The organism is Tsukamurella soli (assembly GCF_039541155.1).
GTDB classification, from domain to species: domain Bacteria; phylum Actinomycetota; class Actinomycetes; order Mycobacteriales; family Mycobacteriaceae; genus Tsukamurella; species Tsukamurella soli.
In genome coordinates this window covers 20898-38388 of sequence record NZ_BAABFR010000015.1, presented here as the reverse complement: position 1 = coordinate 38388, position 17491 = coordinate 20898, and the positions used below count along the sequence as shown (strand labels likewise).

Sequence of the window (17491 nt, the reverse complement as noted above, 5' to 3'; positions counted from 1 at the left end):
ATGCTGCGCGCCGTCGCGACCGCCGTCTCGTGGATGACGGTCCTGCCGGTGCCGCGCCGCCTCACGCCCGCGCCGACCCGCGAGAGCGCCGGAGCCGTGATCGCTGCGGTGCCGGTGGCCGGTGTGCTGGTCGGCGCCGCGGTGACCGCCGTCGCGTGGGTGTCGACGGTGGCGGGCCTGTCGCCGCTGCTCGCCGGGGTGCTCGCTGTCGGGGCGGCCGCACTGGTCACGCGCGGCATGCACCTGGATGCGCTCGCCGACTGCGCCGACGGCCTCGGCACCTACGGTCCGCCCGAGCGGGCCCGGGAGGTGATGCGGCAGGGCACGATCGGCGCGTTCGGCGCCGTGGCACTGGTGCTCGTCCTGCTGGCCGAGGTCGCCGCCGTGGCGACGCTCGCCGGCCACTGTCGCTGGTACGCGATCGGCGTCGCGGTCGCCGCCTCGCGGGTCGCCGCGGTGATCGGCTGCCGCCGCGGCTGGGGCCCGGCGAATCCCGACGGTTTCGGTGCCCTCACGGCGGGAACACAACACCCCGCTGTGGTGTCGACCTGGTCCGCGATCGCGTGCGCCGCTGCGATACCGGCGTCGTCGGTCGCGTGGCACGGCCCGGTCGCCGTCGCCGCTGCCCTTGCGGTTGCCGCGCTGGTAATGCGGCACTGCGTCCGCCGCTTCGGCGGCAGCAGCGGCGACGTCTACGGCCTGGGAATCGAGACCGCCACCGTCATCGCTTTGGTCGTCATCTCAGCCTGACCAACATGTGCACCGTTCCGTCGGCCTCGCAACCAAAATGTGCACCGTTCCGTCGACACTCTGATGATGTTCCGTCACAACCGTCACGCTCGTGTCGCTGCGCCCGAGCCTTTCCCATCTCGCTCGTCGAACAGCACCATCATCAGCTCCGGCGGTGAGATACCGAATCCGTCGGCGAGCGCCATCAACGTGTTGAGCTTGGGGTTGAACGGCCTACCGGCCTTGTAGTCCCCGACGCCGTTCTCATAGCCCTGGTATGTCTTCGGGTCGATCCCCGTCCTCGCCGCCATCGACTCCTGGGTGAAGCCCCGTTCCTCCCGCAGTCGCCGCAAGCGCGTACCCAGCAGCTTCGCCAGGTGCATCTCGATCGGCGAGGCAGGCACCGGCCAAGCCTTCCGACGCTCGCCGCAGCAGGCCACCGGGTAAACCCCAGGTACCACTGAAACCTGTCGGCTCCCCTTGTTAGATTCGCCTCGCGGGGTTTACCCGGTTGACAAGGGGGATGGCGGGCGATGGTTGACGTTCTCGAACACGACGGCGCCCCGTCTGCCGTGCGGCGCTCGCAGAACGCCTTCGCGGGGGCTCCCGGATCGGTGGTCGTTGTCCGGGACCAGGAGTGGCTCGTCACGGCGGTGGAGCCCACCGCCGACGGATCGTTCGTCCACGTCACGGGACTCTCCGAGCTGGTCCGCGACACGTCGGCGGTGTTCTCCACCGCCCTCGATCGGATCCAGGTGGTCGATCCGACTGCCGTCACCGTCGTCCCCGACACCTCCGAACGATTCCGGCTCAGCCGGCTGTGGCTCGAGTCGATGTTCCGCAAGACCCCGATCGCCGTCACCGACCCCGGCTTCGCCACGGCGCAGGGCGGCCTCGCGAGGCCGCTCGACTACCAGGTCAAGGCAGTCGCCAAGGCGCTCGACCCGGACAAGCTGCGGCCCAGGATCCTGCTCGCCGACTCGGTGGGCCTCGGGAAGACCATCGAGATCGGCATGATCCTGTCCGAGTTGGTCCGGCGCGGCCGGGGCGAACGCATCCTCATCGTCACGCCCAAGCACGTCCTCGAGCAGATGCAGATGGAGCTGTGGACCAGGTTCGCGCTCCCCTTCGTCCGGTTGGATTCGGCTGGCATCCAACGCATCCGGCAGGTGTTGCCCGCCAGCCGCAACCCGTTCACGTACTACAGGCGGGTCATCATCTCGATCGACACGCTCAAGAGCGATCGCTACATCGCGAACCTGCAGAAGCAACGCTGGGACGCGGTCGTCATCGACGAGTCGCACAACGTCACCAACACCGCGTCCCAGAACAACCGCCTCGCGCGGCTGCTGTCCGCGCGCACCGACGCGCTGATCCTCGCCTCCGCGACCCCGCACAACGGCCGCGCGGAATCCTTCGCCGAGCTGGTGCGCATGCTCGATCCCACCGCCGTCTCCCCCGACGGCGAGCCCGATCTCGACGAGGTCCGCAAGCTCGTCATTCGCCGCCACCGTCATCACCCCGACGTGGCGAGCGAGGTCGGGGCCGACTGGGCCGAGCGGCAACCGCCCCGCAACCTGACGGTGCCGGCAACCCCGGCCGAGGACGCCATCGCGCGTGAGCTCGAGGACGTCTGGCTCTGGCCGGCCGACGGCGGCACGCCGTACTCCGGCAAGACCTCGTCGCTGTTCCCGTGGACGCTCGCGAAGGCCTTCCTCTCCTCCCCCGCAGCGCTGATGCAGACGGTCCGCGAGCGGCGTCGCCGCCTCGACATGTCCCCCGTGGCGGCGAAGGAACGCCACGCCCTCGACGTCCTCGCCGACCTCACCGAGGCGGTGCCGATCGTGAAGTCGGCCAAGTACATTGCGCTGAAGGACCTACTCGCTGAGATCGGCGTCGGCCCGGGCAGCGACACCCGGGTGGTGATCTTCGCCGAGCGCGTGGCGACCCTGACAGCCCTCGCCGAGGCACTGGCGACGGACCTGAAACTGAAGCCCACCCAGGGTGATTCGCTCGATCCGGTCGCCGTGCTGCACGGCGGGCTCAGCGACATCGAGCAGACGGACATCGTCGAATCGTTCAAGCTCGAGTCCTCGCCGATCCGGATCCTCGTCACGGGTGACGTGGCCTCCGAGGGCGTCAACCTGCACTCCCAGTGCCACAACCTGATCCACTACGACATCCCGTGGAGCCTGATCCGGATCGAACAGCGCAACGGCCGCATCGACCGCTACGGGCAGCGCCGCCGGCCGCACATCACGACGCTGCTACTCACCCCGTCCACCGCGCACTTCGCGGGCGACATCCGCGTCCTCACGCGCCTGGTCGAGCGCGAACACGAGGCGCACAAAGCACTCGGAGACACCTCGTCGCTGATGGGCACGTACGACGTGAAGGCCGAGGAGGAGTCGATCCGCCAGGTCCTCGCCGGCCAGCAGGAGCTCGACGCGGTGGTCAAGACCGTCGATCAAGTTGCCGACGGTGGCGGCCTCGACGCCTTCTTCGCGAGCCTCGCGCTAGGTCAGATCGACCAGGACGACGGTGACGCGCAGTACGAGACGGCCCTCGACACCGCCTCCCCGGGGGTCTACGAGTCCGACTTCACATTCCTCTCCGACGCGCTGCTCGAGTTCCTGAAGACCCCGCAGCTGCAGCCCCCCAACGGCGTGGGCTGGACTGTCCACAAAAAGTATTCGATCGCGAGCCTCACCCCGCCGAAGGACCTGACCCAGCGCCTCAAGGTGCTCCCCCAGGACTACCTCACCGCGCGGCGAGTGACCGATACCTACAAGCTCGCCTACACCGCCGCGCGCGGCGAGGAGGAGCTGAAGCAAGCCCGCACCGGCGCCTCCACGTCGACCTGGCCGGAGGCCCACTACCTCGCGCCGCTGCACCCCATCCTCGACTGGGCGGCCGACCGCGCGCTCGCCGAGCTGGGCCGCGCGCAGATCTACGCCGTGCGCGGCGCGGTCCTGTTCCCGACGGTGCTCGTCCAGGTCACGCAGACCAACGGCCGCGGCCAGGTGGTCGCCGCCGGCTACTACACGGTGGCCTTCCCCGACCCGGACGAGCCGAGCGCCTCGCTCGCGATGCCGCACACGACCGCCCACGAGGCCGTCGCCGAGCTGAAGCTCGCCGAGGTCAACACCTGCGACATCACCGATGTCCAGGCGCTGCAGCCCCTCGTCGCGGCCGCGGTGCGCGCCGCCGATGCGAACGCCGAGCAGCAGGCCGAGGCCATCCGCCGCGAGACCGCCGCGCGGATCGGCGCATGGATGCGGCGCTCCCACCGATGGCAGGAGGAGGCCGGGACGCTGATCAAGCGCTCCGAGCTGGTCGAGCAGAGCAAGCGGATCACGGAGGAGCAGGAGCTCGCCGTCGCGATGAATCCCGCACGGCGCCTCACCCGCCCGCTGATCGTCGTCCTCCCCCTCGGATCGGAGAGCTGACCGTGCCCGCATCTGACGCGCTGATCGTCGGCGACGAGTTCCTCAGCGAGCATTACTTCACCACCGATGCCACGTCGCAGTCGTTCCAGGCGAAGACCATCGAGCGACGCAAGCAGTGGGATGCCGCGCGGGCGGACGGCGTCATGCGACCCGCTCGCTCCGCTCCCGGCGTCGGTACCGCCACTACGCGCGGCCGCTACACCGAGTCCCGGAACCAGCTGGGCCGCAGCCTCAGTGCGCTCGCGGAGAACGCCGACGCGGACACGCTCGACCCGCTCTACGCAGAGCTGCGGTCGATCCTCGGCTTCGACAACGCCGTCCGCTGGGACATCGAACGCGTCGGCAGCTCGGAGACCGAGCCCGGCCCGGTCCTGGAGTTCCGCACGCGCGGACTCACCGGCCCCGCACCATTCGTGATCGTCGAGGCCGCCGGCGACCTGAGACTCGAAGACCTGCTGGCCAAGCACGAGAAGACGCTGCTGCGCGCGTACCACCGGGATGATGCGGACCTGGTCTTCTCCGTCGCCTCCCTGCTGTCCACGCTCTTCGTCGACGACGACGGCCCGCGGTTCGCGCTCGTGCTCGCCGGCGGCGTCGCGCTCGTCACCGAACGCGAGCGGTGGCTCGAGGGCCGCTACCTTGCCGTCGACCTGCAGCTCGTCGGCGACCGGAACGATGACAAGCGCGGCGGCGAGATCGACCGCGCCCTCACGTGCCTCGACGCCGACTCCCTCGCCCCGGACGCCGACGGTGACATCTGGTGGGCGACGGTGCTGGACGAGTCGGTCAAGCACACCGTCGGCGTCTCCAAGGATCTGCGCGAGGGCGTGCGGCTGTCGATCGAGATCATCGCCAACGAGGTGGTGGGCCGCCGTGCGGCCCAGGGACTCCTGCCGCTTCCGGCCGATCAGGCGCAGGTGCTCGCCGGGCAGTCGCTGCGCTTCCTCTACCGCGTGCTGTTCCTGCTATACGCCGAGGCGACCCCCGAGCTGGGCGTGCTGCCCACGGGCGTACCGGCATACGAGCAGGGGTACAGCCTCGACCGGCTCCGCGAGCTGCTGCCCGTCGAGATCACCAACCTGAGCGCGCAGTCGAAGACACACTTCTACGACTCGCTGGCGGTTCTGTTCGAGCTGGTCGACCAGGGCCATGACGGTGGCGCCGCTGCGAACGATGCCGCCTACGAGGAGGGCCTCAAGTTCGGCGCGCTGCGCGCGGATCTGTTCCGCCCCGAGGCGATCTCGCTCATCGCAGAGGTGAAGCTGGGCGACGCGGAGTTGCAGCGCGTACTGCAACTACTCCTGCAGACGAAGCCGATGCGAGGCCGCGACCGCGGGTATGTGTCCTACGCGGAGCTGGGCATCAACCAGCTGGGCGCCGTGTACGAGGGCCTGATGAGCTACACCGGCTTCTTCGCCGGGGAGGATCTGTACGAGGTCGCGAAACACGGTGACCCGGAGGATGGTTCGTGGGTGGTCCCCGAGGACCGGATCGCGTCGATCTCCCCCGCCGACTTCGTGAAGGCGCCGGACGAGAACGGCGAGCTCAAGCCGGTCGTGCACCGGCGCGGCACGTTCGTGTTCCGGCTCGCCGGCCGCGAGCGGCAGCAGTCGGCCTCGTACTACACGCCGGAGGTGTTGACCCGCTTCACCGTCGGCCAGGCCCTGGAGGAGCTGCTCGACCAGGACGACACGACGACCACCGCCGAGCAGATCCTCGAGCTCACGGTCTGCGAGCCCGCGATGGGCTCCGGCGCGTTCGCGATCGAGGCCGTGCGCCAGCTCGCCGAGCAGTACCTCAAGCGGCGGCAGGACGAGCTGGGCGAGCGTATCGATCCCGAGCGGTACGCGATCGAGCTGCAGCACGTGAAGTCCTACCTCGCGCTGCACAACGTCTACGGCGTCGACCTCAACGCCACCGCCGTCGAATTCGCCGAGATCACGCTGTGGCTCGACACGATGGGGCCCGGGCTCGCGGCACCCTGGTTCGGCCTGCACCTGCGCCGCGGCAACTCGCTGATCGGCGCGCGCCACTCCGTGGTCGTCGCGGACCAGGTCACCGACCGCGGCTACCTCGAGGCGACGCCCGTGGATGTGGTTCTGGGCGAGTCGATCCCGCACAACTCGGTGCACACCTTCCTGCTGCCGACCACCGGCTGGGGCTCGACGGTGGACGCCAAGGAGGCGAGGAACCTCGCTTCCGAGACCACCGCGAAGCTCAAGGACTGGCGGAAGACCTTCCGCAAGAAGCCGACCGCCGCCCAAGTCCGACGACTCCGCGACCTCGCTATCCGCACCGAGACGCTGTGGGCCTTCGCTCTGCGGCGGTTGGAGATCGCGGAATCCGAGATCCGCCGCGACATCCCGCTGTGGGGCCGCGAATTCGTCCCCACCGGCGGCGCCGTGAGCCGCGAGCAGATCGAGGAGTCCCTCGCCGACCAGAACGGCGCCTACCGACGCCTGCGGCGGGTCATGGACACCTGGTGCGCCCTCTGGTTCTGGCCGCTCACCGACGGTGACCGCACCGTCGACGATGTCATCATCGAGCCGCCCGGCGTCGACGAGTGGATCGGTACGCTCACCGACCTGCTCGGTACGCCGGTGAAGGAGACACGAGGCGAAAAAGCCGGTCAGGGCAACCTCTACGAGGTGTCCACATGGGCGGAGCTCACCGACGCCGAGGAGTCGGACTTGCTTTTCGCGCAGGCGAAGCCGGTCGACACCGTGCTCGCCGCCCACCCATGGCTCACAGTGGCCCAGCGCGTCGCCGACCGCCAAGGCTTCTTCCATTGGGAACTCGACTTCGCCCCCATCTTCGCCCGCGGCGGGTTCGATCTGCAGGTCGGGAATCCCCCGTGGGTGCGACCACGGTCCGATGTGGATGCGCTACTTGCCGAGGGTGATCCGTGGTTCCAACTTGTCATTCTGTCGAAGCAGAAGCCTGAGGTCGTAGCCGCTAAGAAGACGCATTCACTCGCGCTGCCCGGGATGGCCGACCTGGTCCTCGACGGCACCACAGACATTGCGGCCACCTCGGCGTTTGTCGGTGACCCCCGGATGTACCCGCACCTCGCAGCTCTGCAACCGGACTTGTACCGGTGCTTCATGGAGCTGACCTGGCGCCACCGCTCACGCACTGGGATCGCAACGCTTATTCATCCTGAATCTCACTTCACAGACGAGAAGGCCACCGCTCTGCGGCACGCGACGTATCGACGGCTCCGCCGGCACTGGCAGTTTGAAAACGCACTGCTACTCTACGAAATCGACAATCATGTGACCTACGGTGTTCACACCTACGCCGGGGAGCGGCCTCCACGCTTTCTCAACGCGTCGTCGCTCTACCACCCCGATACTGTGACGCGGTCACTGGTATACAACGCGCAAGGGCCAGAACCGGGACTCAAAGATAGAGAGGGCAACTGGGACCAGAGCCCTCATTCCTCGCGGGTCGTCATTGTCGACGAGACCGTGCTACAGAGCTGGACAGACATCCTTGAAGAGCCCGGGACCAAACCAGATCGCACCCGCATGGTCTACGCGGTCAACAGCTCGGTGTCGAACGTCCTCGTTGCACTGTCGGCGGCACCACGGCTAGGCAGTCTGCAGCTGGAGTTCTCAGCGGGTTGGCACGAGAAGAGCGACCGCACCAAAGGACGCTTCGATAGCGATTGGGGCGAACCGGCATCCTGGGACGATGTGATCCTGCAGGGGCCTCACCTCTTCGTCTCGTCACCCATCATCAAGGCGCCGAATCACACTCTGCGGTCCAACAAAGACTGGACCGCAACCGATTTCGAAACACTTCAGTCGGCGTCGCTCCCGATTACGACGTACAAGCCGACCGGGGATCGTGAGGTGTACGACGCGCGCTACACCTCGTGGGACATCGTGGGCGAGGACAATGAAGCGCGCCTCGTCCACGCCCGAGACTGCTTCCGCGTCGCCTGGCGCAACATGGCCAACAACACTGCAGAACGCACTCTCGTCCCCGCGCTCATCCCGCCCGGAGCAGCCCACGTACATCCGGTCTACTCTCTGGTCAACCCTGCCGGAGATGCCCTCGAGCTGACCGTCATCTGTGGCGTCATGTCATCGATCGCACACGATTTCGGGATACGTGCGGCGCCGAAGTCAACCATCCCACTCTCATCCCTGCAACGGCTCCCCTGGGTCACCGATCCGCGCATCCAGCGCATGATCGCGACCCGGGCCGCGCGTCTCAACTGCGTCACCGACGCCTACGCCACACTCTGGCAGGACAGCTACGACGACGGAGTTCAAACCGATTCCTGGGCAGGTGGATTCGACCACCGCCGTCGTAGGCCCCTCGGCGACGTCGGCCCCGAGTGGACCCCCGACACCCCGCTCCGCATCGCCGCGGACCGCCGGCAGGCGCTCGTGGAGATCGACGCGCTCGTGGCGCTCGGGCTCGGCATTACCGCGGATGAGCTGTGCACCGTCTATCGCACGCAGTTCCCCGTGCTCTACGGGTACGACCGCAACAAGTACCTGTACGACATGAACGGCCGCCTCGTGCCGCAGGAGGTGCAGGTCAGGTGGCGCAAGAAACAAGACGACCTCACCGAGGAGGAGCGCACCGCCACCAACCAGGCCGGCAACACCTACACCTACGAGCTGCCGTTCCAGTTCCTCGACCGCGAGAAGGACATGCGCGAGGCGTACGCCGTGTTCGAGGCCCGGCTCGCGGACAACGGGGAGGTGTGACCTGTGGCGGAACTCCTGCCCCTCTCGCAGGCCGAAACCATCAAGACCAGCCTGCTCGACTACCTCGGCACCACCTTCGCGCTCGCCGACCCCGACGCGAAGCTGGTGCTCGACGACTTCCTGCAGCACACCGACTCCGGCATGTTCCGCGGGCCCTACGTCCGCCTGCGCCTGCCCTTCCGACCAGCGGACACAGGCTGGCGCGAAACCCTGGACTGGGCCCTGCCTACCAAAGAGGGGGGTTTCACTCCCTACGGTCACCAGGCCGCAGCGTTCGCGCGCCTGTCCAGCTACAACCTCGGCCCGGACAAGTCGCGCCCACTCCCGACGCTCGTCACCACCGGCACCGGCTCGGGCAAGACCGAGACCTTCCTCTACCCGATCCTTGACCACGTGCAGCGCGCGAAACGCCACGGGCAGACGGGAACCAAGGCGCTCATCCTCTACCCGATGAACGCGCTCGCCAACGATCAGGCCGCGCGCCTCACCGAGTTGCTCACCAAGCATCCGGCCCTCGGCGGCATCACCGCGGCTCTCTACACCGGCGAGTCCGGGCCGCAGCGCAGCATGGTCACCAAGGACGGGCTGATCACCGACCGCGAGATCATCCGCGACACCGCGCCGGACATCCTGCTCACCAACTACAAGATGCTCGACCAGCTGCTACTTCGCGCAGCGGACGCGCCGCTGTGGCAGCAGAGCGCCACCAGCCTGCAGTACCTCGTACTCGACGAGTTCCACACCTACGACGGCGCCCAGGGCACCGACGTCTCCATGCTGCTCCGCCGCCTCGGCCAGACCCTCAAGAGCTATTGGCGCGCAGACGAACCCGGCATCACCGACGACGACCGACAGCGACCCCTCGGCCGCATCACCCCCGTCGCCACCTCGGCCACCCTCGGCGACGGCACCAACCCCACCGCGATGCTCGACTTCGCGCACACCGTCTTCGGCGACGTCTTCACCCCCGACTCGGTGGTCACCGAGTCCCGGCTCACCGTCCACGAATGGGCCGAGGGCGCGCGGACGGGCTGGCTGACGGTCGACGAGTCCGACACGGCACGGGACCGGCTCCGCGAGATCCCGCTCGAGGATCGCGCCCCCGCCGACGTCACCCTCGACGTCCTTGCGGCGCTGTACGACAGCGCCCCAGGGCACGTCCGGCACGCCGTCGGCCCGGACGGCGCGGGTCTGCTCGACCTCGTGCGCGCCCACCCCACGGTCCACGAGCTCATCGCCGCGGCCGAATCCGCGACCAGCCTTGCCGACCTCAGCGACGAGCTGGGGCCGGGCACCGTCGAACCCCTGCTGACGATGCTGAGCCACGTCCGCGCCACCGTCGGCCGCGATGCCCCCTCCGTCGAGGTGCACCTGTGGATCCGCGAGCTCACCCGCGTCGACCGTGCCGCCACCGGATCGCCCGAATTCCGCTGGGCCGACGACGGCGTGGTCCTCGAGGACACCGCCCCCGACGACCTGCCCACCACGTTCCTGCCCGCCATCTACTGTCGCCACTGCAACCGCTCCGGCTGGGGCATCACGCTCGCACCCACGGGTCTGGACCTCGACGCGGACGACGCGACGATCCGCCGCCGCGCGATGAACAAAGACGACCGGTTCCGCGCCCTGATCCATGCCCCACTGGAGGCCCTCGACGCCGAGCCGGCCGAGAACGCCCCAACCGCAGCACCGGACGACCCGACCGGCCTCGTCTGGCTGATGGTGGAGGAGCGCCGCATCGCCGCGACGCGCCCCGATGACGGCACGATCGCCGAGGGCCTCGCCCTCCCCGTCCTGATGAACCTGGGCGCCGACGCCGGGGCCGACTCGATCAAGGACACCTGCCCGTCGTGCCGCCAACCAGAGGGCATCCGGTTCCTCGGCTCCGCGATCGCGACGATGCTCTCGGTGTCGCTGTCCACGCTGTTCGGCACGCCGCAGCTCGACGGCCGCGAGAAGCGCGCGCTCGTCTTCACCGACAGCGTCCAGGACGCCGCGCACCGCGCCGGCTTCGTGCAGGCCCGCTCGCACGCCCTCACCCTGCGCACGCTCATCCGGCAGGCCCTGGCCGACGGTGCTGCCGACCTCGACTCCCTCACACACCGGGTACTGGCCCTGGCGGGCGACAGCCAGAACGCCCGATACCGCCTGCTGCCACCTGAACTGGCAGAGCGCAGCGACTTCGCGAAGTTCTGGGCGACGAAGACGGCGGCCGGGATCCCGCCGAAGCTCCGCGCCGCGATGATCAAACGCCTGCTGCTGGACATCGAGCTCGAATTCGGCCTGCGGTCCGGCGTCGGTCGCACGCTCGAGCGCACAGGCACGGCGCTCACGTATATCGATGTGCCGGAGGCGAGACTGCTCTCGATCGCCCGGGGGGCGCTGCAGTCCGACGGGGTTCAGCTGACCCTCGACGACGCACCAGACACGAGCCTGTCCCGCTGGGTGCACGGCGTGCTTCTGCACATGCACCAGCGCGGCGCGATCGGCCACCCCTGGTTCGAGCGCTTCCGCCAAGAGGACGGCAACCGCTGGTGGATCACCGGCGGCCGCAAGCGGACCGAGGGCATGCCGGGGTTCGGCCGCGGCACCTCGGCGCCCGGCTACCCCATCACGGGCAAGACCGGCGACACCGACCTCGAGCCGATCGCCTCGCCCCGCGGCTGGTACGCCAACTGGACCGCGCAGGTGCTCGGCCTCACCCCGATCGAGGGTGGAACCCTCGCGCGTGCCCTGTTCGACCGGCTACACCACCGGGATGTGCTGGCGCGCAGCACTACCCAGTCCGGCGCGCACACCTACGATCTCCCACCGTCGTCCATCATCGCCCGCGCCGTCATGCCCGAGGAGCTTGCGGAGGGCGAACTCTCGCTGATCTGCTCCACCTGCGGGGCGTCCGTGTACACCGACCCGGCGGTGGTCGAGAAGCTCCGCGGCGCGCCCTGCCTGGTGTTGCGCTGCGAGGGCACGCTGGGCAGCCACACCATCGACGACAACTTCTACCGACAGATGTACGCCGCCACCGACATCCGGCGCGTAGTGGCTCGCGAGCACACCAGCCTGCTGCCGGACGAGACGCGGCTCGAGTACGAGAACCGGTTCAAGATGGCCGATCCCCCGCCAGACGCGCCGAATGTCCTCGTCGCGACGCCCACGCTGGAGATGGGCATCGACATCGGCGACCTGTCCGCGGTCATGCTGTCGTCACTGCCGCGCACTGTCGCCTCGTACCTGCAGCGGGTCGGCCGGGCCGGACGCCTCACGGGCAACGCACTCGCCCTTGCGTACGTGACAGCGCGAGGCGACCAGCTGCCGCGGTTCCTACACCCGGACGAGACCATCAACGGCACGGTCCGACCCCCGGCAACCTACCTCGACGCGGAGGAGATCCTGCGGCGCCAGTTCATCGCGTCCATCGCCGACCTGCTCGCCCGGCGCTCGGATACGCCGCACCCGCGCACGACGCCCGACGTGCTGAAATCGACTGCGCCGGACACCTATCTGGGCACACTCATCGCCGAGGCGGAGGCCCACGCCACCGAGCTGGTCGACGCCTTCATCAGCGCCTTCCCGCCTCTCGGTGACGATGTGGTGGAGCGGCTGCGCCACTTCCCCCAGGCCACCGCCGGCCCCGCCACCAGCCCGCTCGCGCAGCGCTGCCAGGCCGCCTCACGCGAGTGGACCCGCCGGATCGAGCTGCTGCAGCGCCGCCTCGCGGCGGTCCAACAGCTGATCCCGGATCTGCAGGCCAAGGCCACATCTCCGGCGCACACCTCCGACGACGAGGCCGAGCTGCGCACTGCGGAGGCGACGGTGCGCCTCATCGCCAAGCAACTCGCGAACCTGCGGTCCGAGTACTGGATCAGCGCACTCGAGGTGTTCGGGCTGCTGCCCAACTACACCCTGCTGGACGACACCGTCACCCTCGCAGTATCGGTGAACTGGCGCGATCCGGAGACCGACGGCTTCGAGTCGAACGACTTCGAGATCCACCGCGGCTCGGCGCAGGCACTGCGCGACTTCGCCCCCGGATCGAAGTTCTACGCCAACGGTTTCGAGATAGCGATCGACGCCGTCGACCTCGGCGTCGACAGTGAGGAAGTGCACGACTGGGCGTGCTGCGCACGGTGCGGGTACATCCAGGACCTCGCCGACACCGCGGGCGGCCCGGCACCGTCGGCCTGCCCGCGCTGCAAGTCGCAGACGATCTCCGATGCCGGGCAACGCCTTCCGGTCGTGGAGCTGAAGAACGTCTCGTCGGTGATCCGCCGCGAGGAGGCCACCATCGACGACGCCAGCGACGAACGATCGCGCCAGCTGTACCGCGTGGTCGCGGCCGCCGATACCGATCCGGAACATTGCGATGCTCGATGGTTCGTCGAGGGGCTGGGCCTCGGGGTCGTCCACGCCCGCCGGCTGCATCTGCGCTGGCTGAACATGGGAACCGCACTGAGCGCGGGCAGTTCACGGCTGGTCGCCGGTCAGGAGATCGAGGCGTCGCTGTTCCGGGTATGCCGGGAGTGCGGCAAGCTCGACCACTCCTCACGGTCGAACCGCCCGGCCGAGCACCGGCCGTGGTGCCCGCTCCGCACCGCACTGGATGAGGACACCGTCTCGGTGGCGCTGGCCCGGGAGATGACGACGGAGGGCCTCGTCCTGCGGCTGCCGGCGACGATCACCCTCGGCGACTCGTTCGCGGTGCCGTCCCTGGCCGCGGCCCTGCTGCTCGGGCTGCGCCAGCGCCTCGGCGGCTCCCCCGACCATCTGCAGGTGACGGCCATCTGGGAGCCGGCGGGCGACGATACGCAGCGCCCCGCGCTGCTGCTGCACGACACCGTGCCCGGCGGCACCGGCTACCTCGCCGACCTCGCCCGGGCCGAGGCCGTGTGGGACCTGCTGCACCGCGCCAGGGAGATCGTCCACACCTGCGACTGCCGGGCGACGGGCAAGCTCGCGTGCGAGAAATGCCTGCTGCCGTTCGCATCCCTCGCTGACATCCGGTTCACCTCGCGGGCATCGGCCGATCAGCACCTGACGACGCTGCTCACCGGGCGTGAGCACGCCCCCGACGAGGAGTCCGTGGTCCCCGCCGCAATGCCCTGGCAGGTGACCGAGATCGAGCCCGAGATCGTGGACGACGAGTCCGACCTCGAGAAGCGCTTCCGGGTCGCGTTCCGCAGGCGGCTCGAGGCGCTCGGCGCGACCATCGCGGAGAAGCCGACGGATCGCGGTGTGGTGTGGGACATCTCGCTCGGGTCGATGAACCGCTGGACGCTGCGGCCGCAGGAGAACGTGCTCGGCAGCAAGCCGGATTTCGTGCTCACCTCGGCGCGCGCGGGTGTGCCGCCCACCGCCATCTTCACGGACGGCTGGCAGTTTCACGCGAGCGCCACGCACAACCGCGTAGCGGACGACGCCGAGAAGCGCCGGAACCTCCGCGACGGCGGGTACCAGGTGATCGCCGTCACCCGGGACGACGTCGACGGTGTCGTGCTCACGTCGCCGGTCCTGCGCACGGCCGCAACGAAACCAGTGCTACAGGCCGCCGGCGACCAGCTGTCGAAGAGCGCCCTGGAGCTCACGTTCGGCAACGCGATCGACCTGCTGATCGCGTGGATCCAGGACCCGTCCCGCGATGCGCGCAAGCAACTCGCCCACTGGGCACCGCTGATGGCGGTCCACAGTCTGGGCACCCGAGGCATGCGCACGTCGTCGCCGTCCGTCCTCGAGGCGGCGCTGGCGCAACTCGACGACGGGGTCACCGCGGCCAACGGCGACGTGTTCGTAGGCGGCGGAGGCGATCTCGCGCTCTCGATGCGGATCCGACCTCTGCCGACGGGAGGGGTCGACGTCTCCGACGTCGCGGTGGTGTTCGACGATGACGACCACAGCATCTCGCTCGACGCCAAGGACGCGTGGCGCGAGTGGCTGCACTGGTCGAACCTGCTCAACTTCCGCGTCCTCGGCGCCGACGTGACCACGCGGCGACACGCCGCACATGCGGCACCGTCGCCGGCGGGACAGGCGGCGAGCGCCGCACCGGCGCCAACGGTCACCGTCGGCCTCACCGGGGCCTGGCTCGAGGCGTACGAGTCCACGCTCGAGCAGTCCCTGATCCTGCTGCTGGCCGAGGCGGGCGTCCCGGCGCCGACGGTGGGCGAGGAGGCCGCGGGGGGCGTCCCGATCGAGATCTCCTGGCCCGAGCACAGACTCGCGGTGGACGTGGACCTCGCCGACGACGATCGCGCCGACCTCATCGCCGACGGCTGGACCCTGTGCCCCGCCGACGTCGACGCCGTCCGTGAAGCCCTGCACGAGAGAGGTGCCTGATGCCGCAGATCATCCTCGGCCCCGGACTGGACAAGATCGACGGGAGCCTGCAGAAGGCGACCTACCAGTTCCTGACGAAGCTCGCGAAGAACGACGCCACCCCCGGCCTGCACGTCGAGCCGATGAAGAACGCCGTCGACCCTCGGGCCCGCACCGGGCGCGTGAATGACAACTATCGCGCGGTGCTGTTCAAGATCCAAGGCAGCGGCGGCGAAGCGCACTATGTGTTCGCGGGGACCTACCCACACGACGAGGCGATCGAGATCGCGAAGTCGTCTCGCATGGATATCAACCCGCGCAACGGGGTCGGTGAGCTGATCCCCGTCGCCACCACCCCGGAGCCGATCAGGCAGGTGCCCACACAGCCGCGCCATGCCGAACCGACCCCCGCGCCGGCACCCTCCGGCCCGCGGTCCCGCTCGCTGCGCCAGCGTGAGTTCACCGTCGACTATCTGGCCGACCTCGGCTTCGCCGCCGAGTTCGCGGCCGGAGCACTGGATCTCACCGATTCGACCGGCCTGCTGGAATATGCGGAGTCGGCGCCCGCGACCTGGCAGGGCCACGCACTGCTCGACCTTTTCACCGGCGAGAGCATCTCCGAGGTGCGGAAGCGGTACGGGCTCGACGACGCCGCACCGGTCGGCGAGACCGAGGACGACCGCTTACTCAACGCGCTGCAGCACCCGGCCGCCCAGATGGAGTTCGCGTTCATCGACGATGACGACGAGCTCCGGGCGGCGATCGAGAACCCGAACTTCACCGCGTGGCGCGTCTTCCTCCACCCCGAGCAACGCGCCCTGACCACCAAGAACTTCAGCGGCTCCGCGCGGATCACGGGCGGCGCCGGCACCGGCAAGACGGTGGTGCTGATCCACCGCACCCGGGATCTGTGGCGGCGAAACCCGCAGGCCCGCATCGTGTTGACCACGTTCAACCGGACGCTCGCCGAGAGTCTGAAGGAGCAGATCCAGCTACTCGAACCAAAGATCGGCCTCGCGAAGGACCTCGGCGACGCCGGTGTGTACATCGCGAGCGTCGACCAGATCGCGCACCGCGTGGTGAGCCATGCGGGCGACCTCGGGGGCCGGGACGGGAACCCCGGCCCGGTCGCCGCGGTGCTCGGGCCGCGTACCGCGCAGATCCGCAGCACCCGCGCCGGACGGTGGCAGGCGGCCGCCGAACAGGCGGGTGCCGGGCTGCCCCGCGAGCTCACCACCCCGGGCTTCCTCGAGGCCGAGTACGCGATGATCGTCCTCCCGAACGCCATCACCACGTCCGCCGAGTACCTCAAGGTGCGTCGTCCCGGCCGCGGCGTCGCCCTGAACCGCGCACGGCGGCAGGGGGTCTGGAACGTCATCGCCGCGTATCGCGCGGCGGCCGCCGCGGAGGCGACCGTCGACTACGAGGAGAAGGCGGCGATCGCCGTCCGGGTGCTGCAGGAGCAGGGTCCGGCCGCGGATCACGTCCTGGTCGACGAGGGCCAGGACCTGAGCCCGTCGCGTTTCCAGCTGCTGCGCGCACTGGCAGTGGAGGGACCGAATGATCTGTTCATCGCCGAGGACGGCCACCAGCGGATCTACGGGCAGAAGCTCACGCTCAGCCACTACGGCATCAACGTGCGCGGGCGTGCGTCGGCGCGACTCACGCTGAACTACCGCACCACCGAACAGAACCTCCGCTTCGCGCTGCGCATCCTCGAGGGCCAGGACTTCACCGATCTCGACGGTGAGAGCGACACCGTCGACCAGTACCATTCGGCTCGGAAGGGTCCGGATCCCGAACTGATACAGGTTGATTCGCTGGCCGAGGAGTATCAGCGCGTGGCCCAGCTGATCGATGAGTGGAAGGCCAAGAAGGTCGCGCCGGAGAGCATCGGCCTGCTGGTCGCGACCCGCGACAAGGCCGAGCGTCTCGTGCGCGCGCTGGGCGAGCACGGCGTGCACGTGACCTTCGTCGACCGCGACGCGGCCGGCCGCGCGGGCCTCCCGCAGGTGATGACGATGCATCGCAGCAAGGGCATGGAATTCGCCTGCGCGATCCTGGTGGGCGTCGGCGCCGCCAACGTCCCCCGCAAGTACGTGATCGACTCCCTCCCCGACGGCGACCGCGAGGACGCGCTGCAGCGCGAACGCTCCCTGCTCTACGTCGCCGCCACCCGCGCCCGTGACACACTCGTCGTCATGTGGACCGGGACCCGAAGCGAACTACTCGGCTGACTCCCCTACCCAACATGTGCACCGTTCCGTCGACCGCGGG

The 17491-nt window shown here is 69.2% G+C and carries 6 protein-coding genes; 5 read left to right on the top strand and 1 reads right to left on the bottom strand.

What is annotated here, in order from left to right; genetic code table 11:
* Window positions 1-750: an adenosylcobinamide-GDP ribazoletransferase gene (locus ABD908_RS06905; protein WP_344992835.1), complete on the top strand. Its 750-nt coding sequence runs from the start codon at window positions 1-3 to the stop codon at window positions 748-750.
* Window positions 751-833: 83 nt separating this feature from the next.
* On the opposite strand, the gene ABD908_RS06900 is transcribed toward ABD908_RS06905, so the two are convergent.
* On the bottom strand, window positions 834-1133 hold the full coding sequence (locus tag ABD908_RS06900; protein WP_344992832.1) for a helix-turn-helix domain-containing protein: 300 nt from the start codon (window positions 1131-1133) through the stop codon (window positions 834-836).
* Between the two features lie 129 nt (window positions 1134-1262).
* On the opposite strand from ABD908_RS06900, the gene ABD908_RS06895 reads away from it, so the two are divergent.
* Genes ABD908_RS06895 through ABD908_RS06880 form a run of 4 tightly spaced genes read left to right on the top strand, consistent with a single transcriptional unit; the run spans window position 1263 to window position 17451 of the window.
* Entirely contained in the window at window positions 1263-4178 is a 2916-nt protein-coding gene (locus ABD908_RS06895; RefSeq protein WP_344992831.1) for a helicase-related protein, read from the top strand.
* Between the two features lie 2 nt (window positions 4179-4180).
* The gene (locus ABD908_RS06890; RefSeq protein WP_344992828.1) at window positions 4181-8905 is read left to right on the top strand and encodes an Eco57I restriction-modification methylase domain-containing protein; all 4725 of its coding nucleotides are present in this window, start codon (window positions 4181-4183) and stop codon (window positions 8903-8905) included.
* Window positions 8906-8908: 3 nt separating this feature from the next.
* Window positions 8909-15235 (top strand): DEAD/DEAH box helicase, encoded by a 6327-nt coding sequence (locus tag ABD908_RS06885; protein ID WP_344992824.1) that lies wholly within the window; start codon window positions 8909-8911, stop codon window positions 15233-15235.
* A complete protein-coding gene (locus ABD908_RS06880; RefSeq protein WP_344992821.1) occupies window positions 15235-17451 on the top strand; it encodes a 3'-5' exonuclease in 2217 nt (738 codons plus the stop codon). Before ABD908_RS06885 ends, ABD908_RS06880 begins: the two co-directional genes overlap by 1 nt.
* The last annotated feature ends 40 nt before the right edge of the window (window positions 17452-17491 follow it).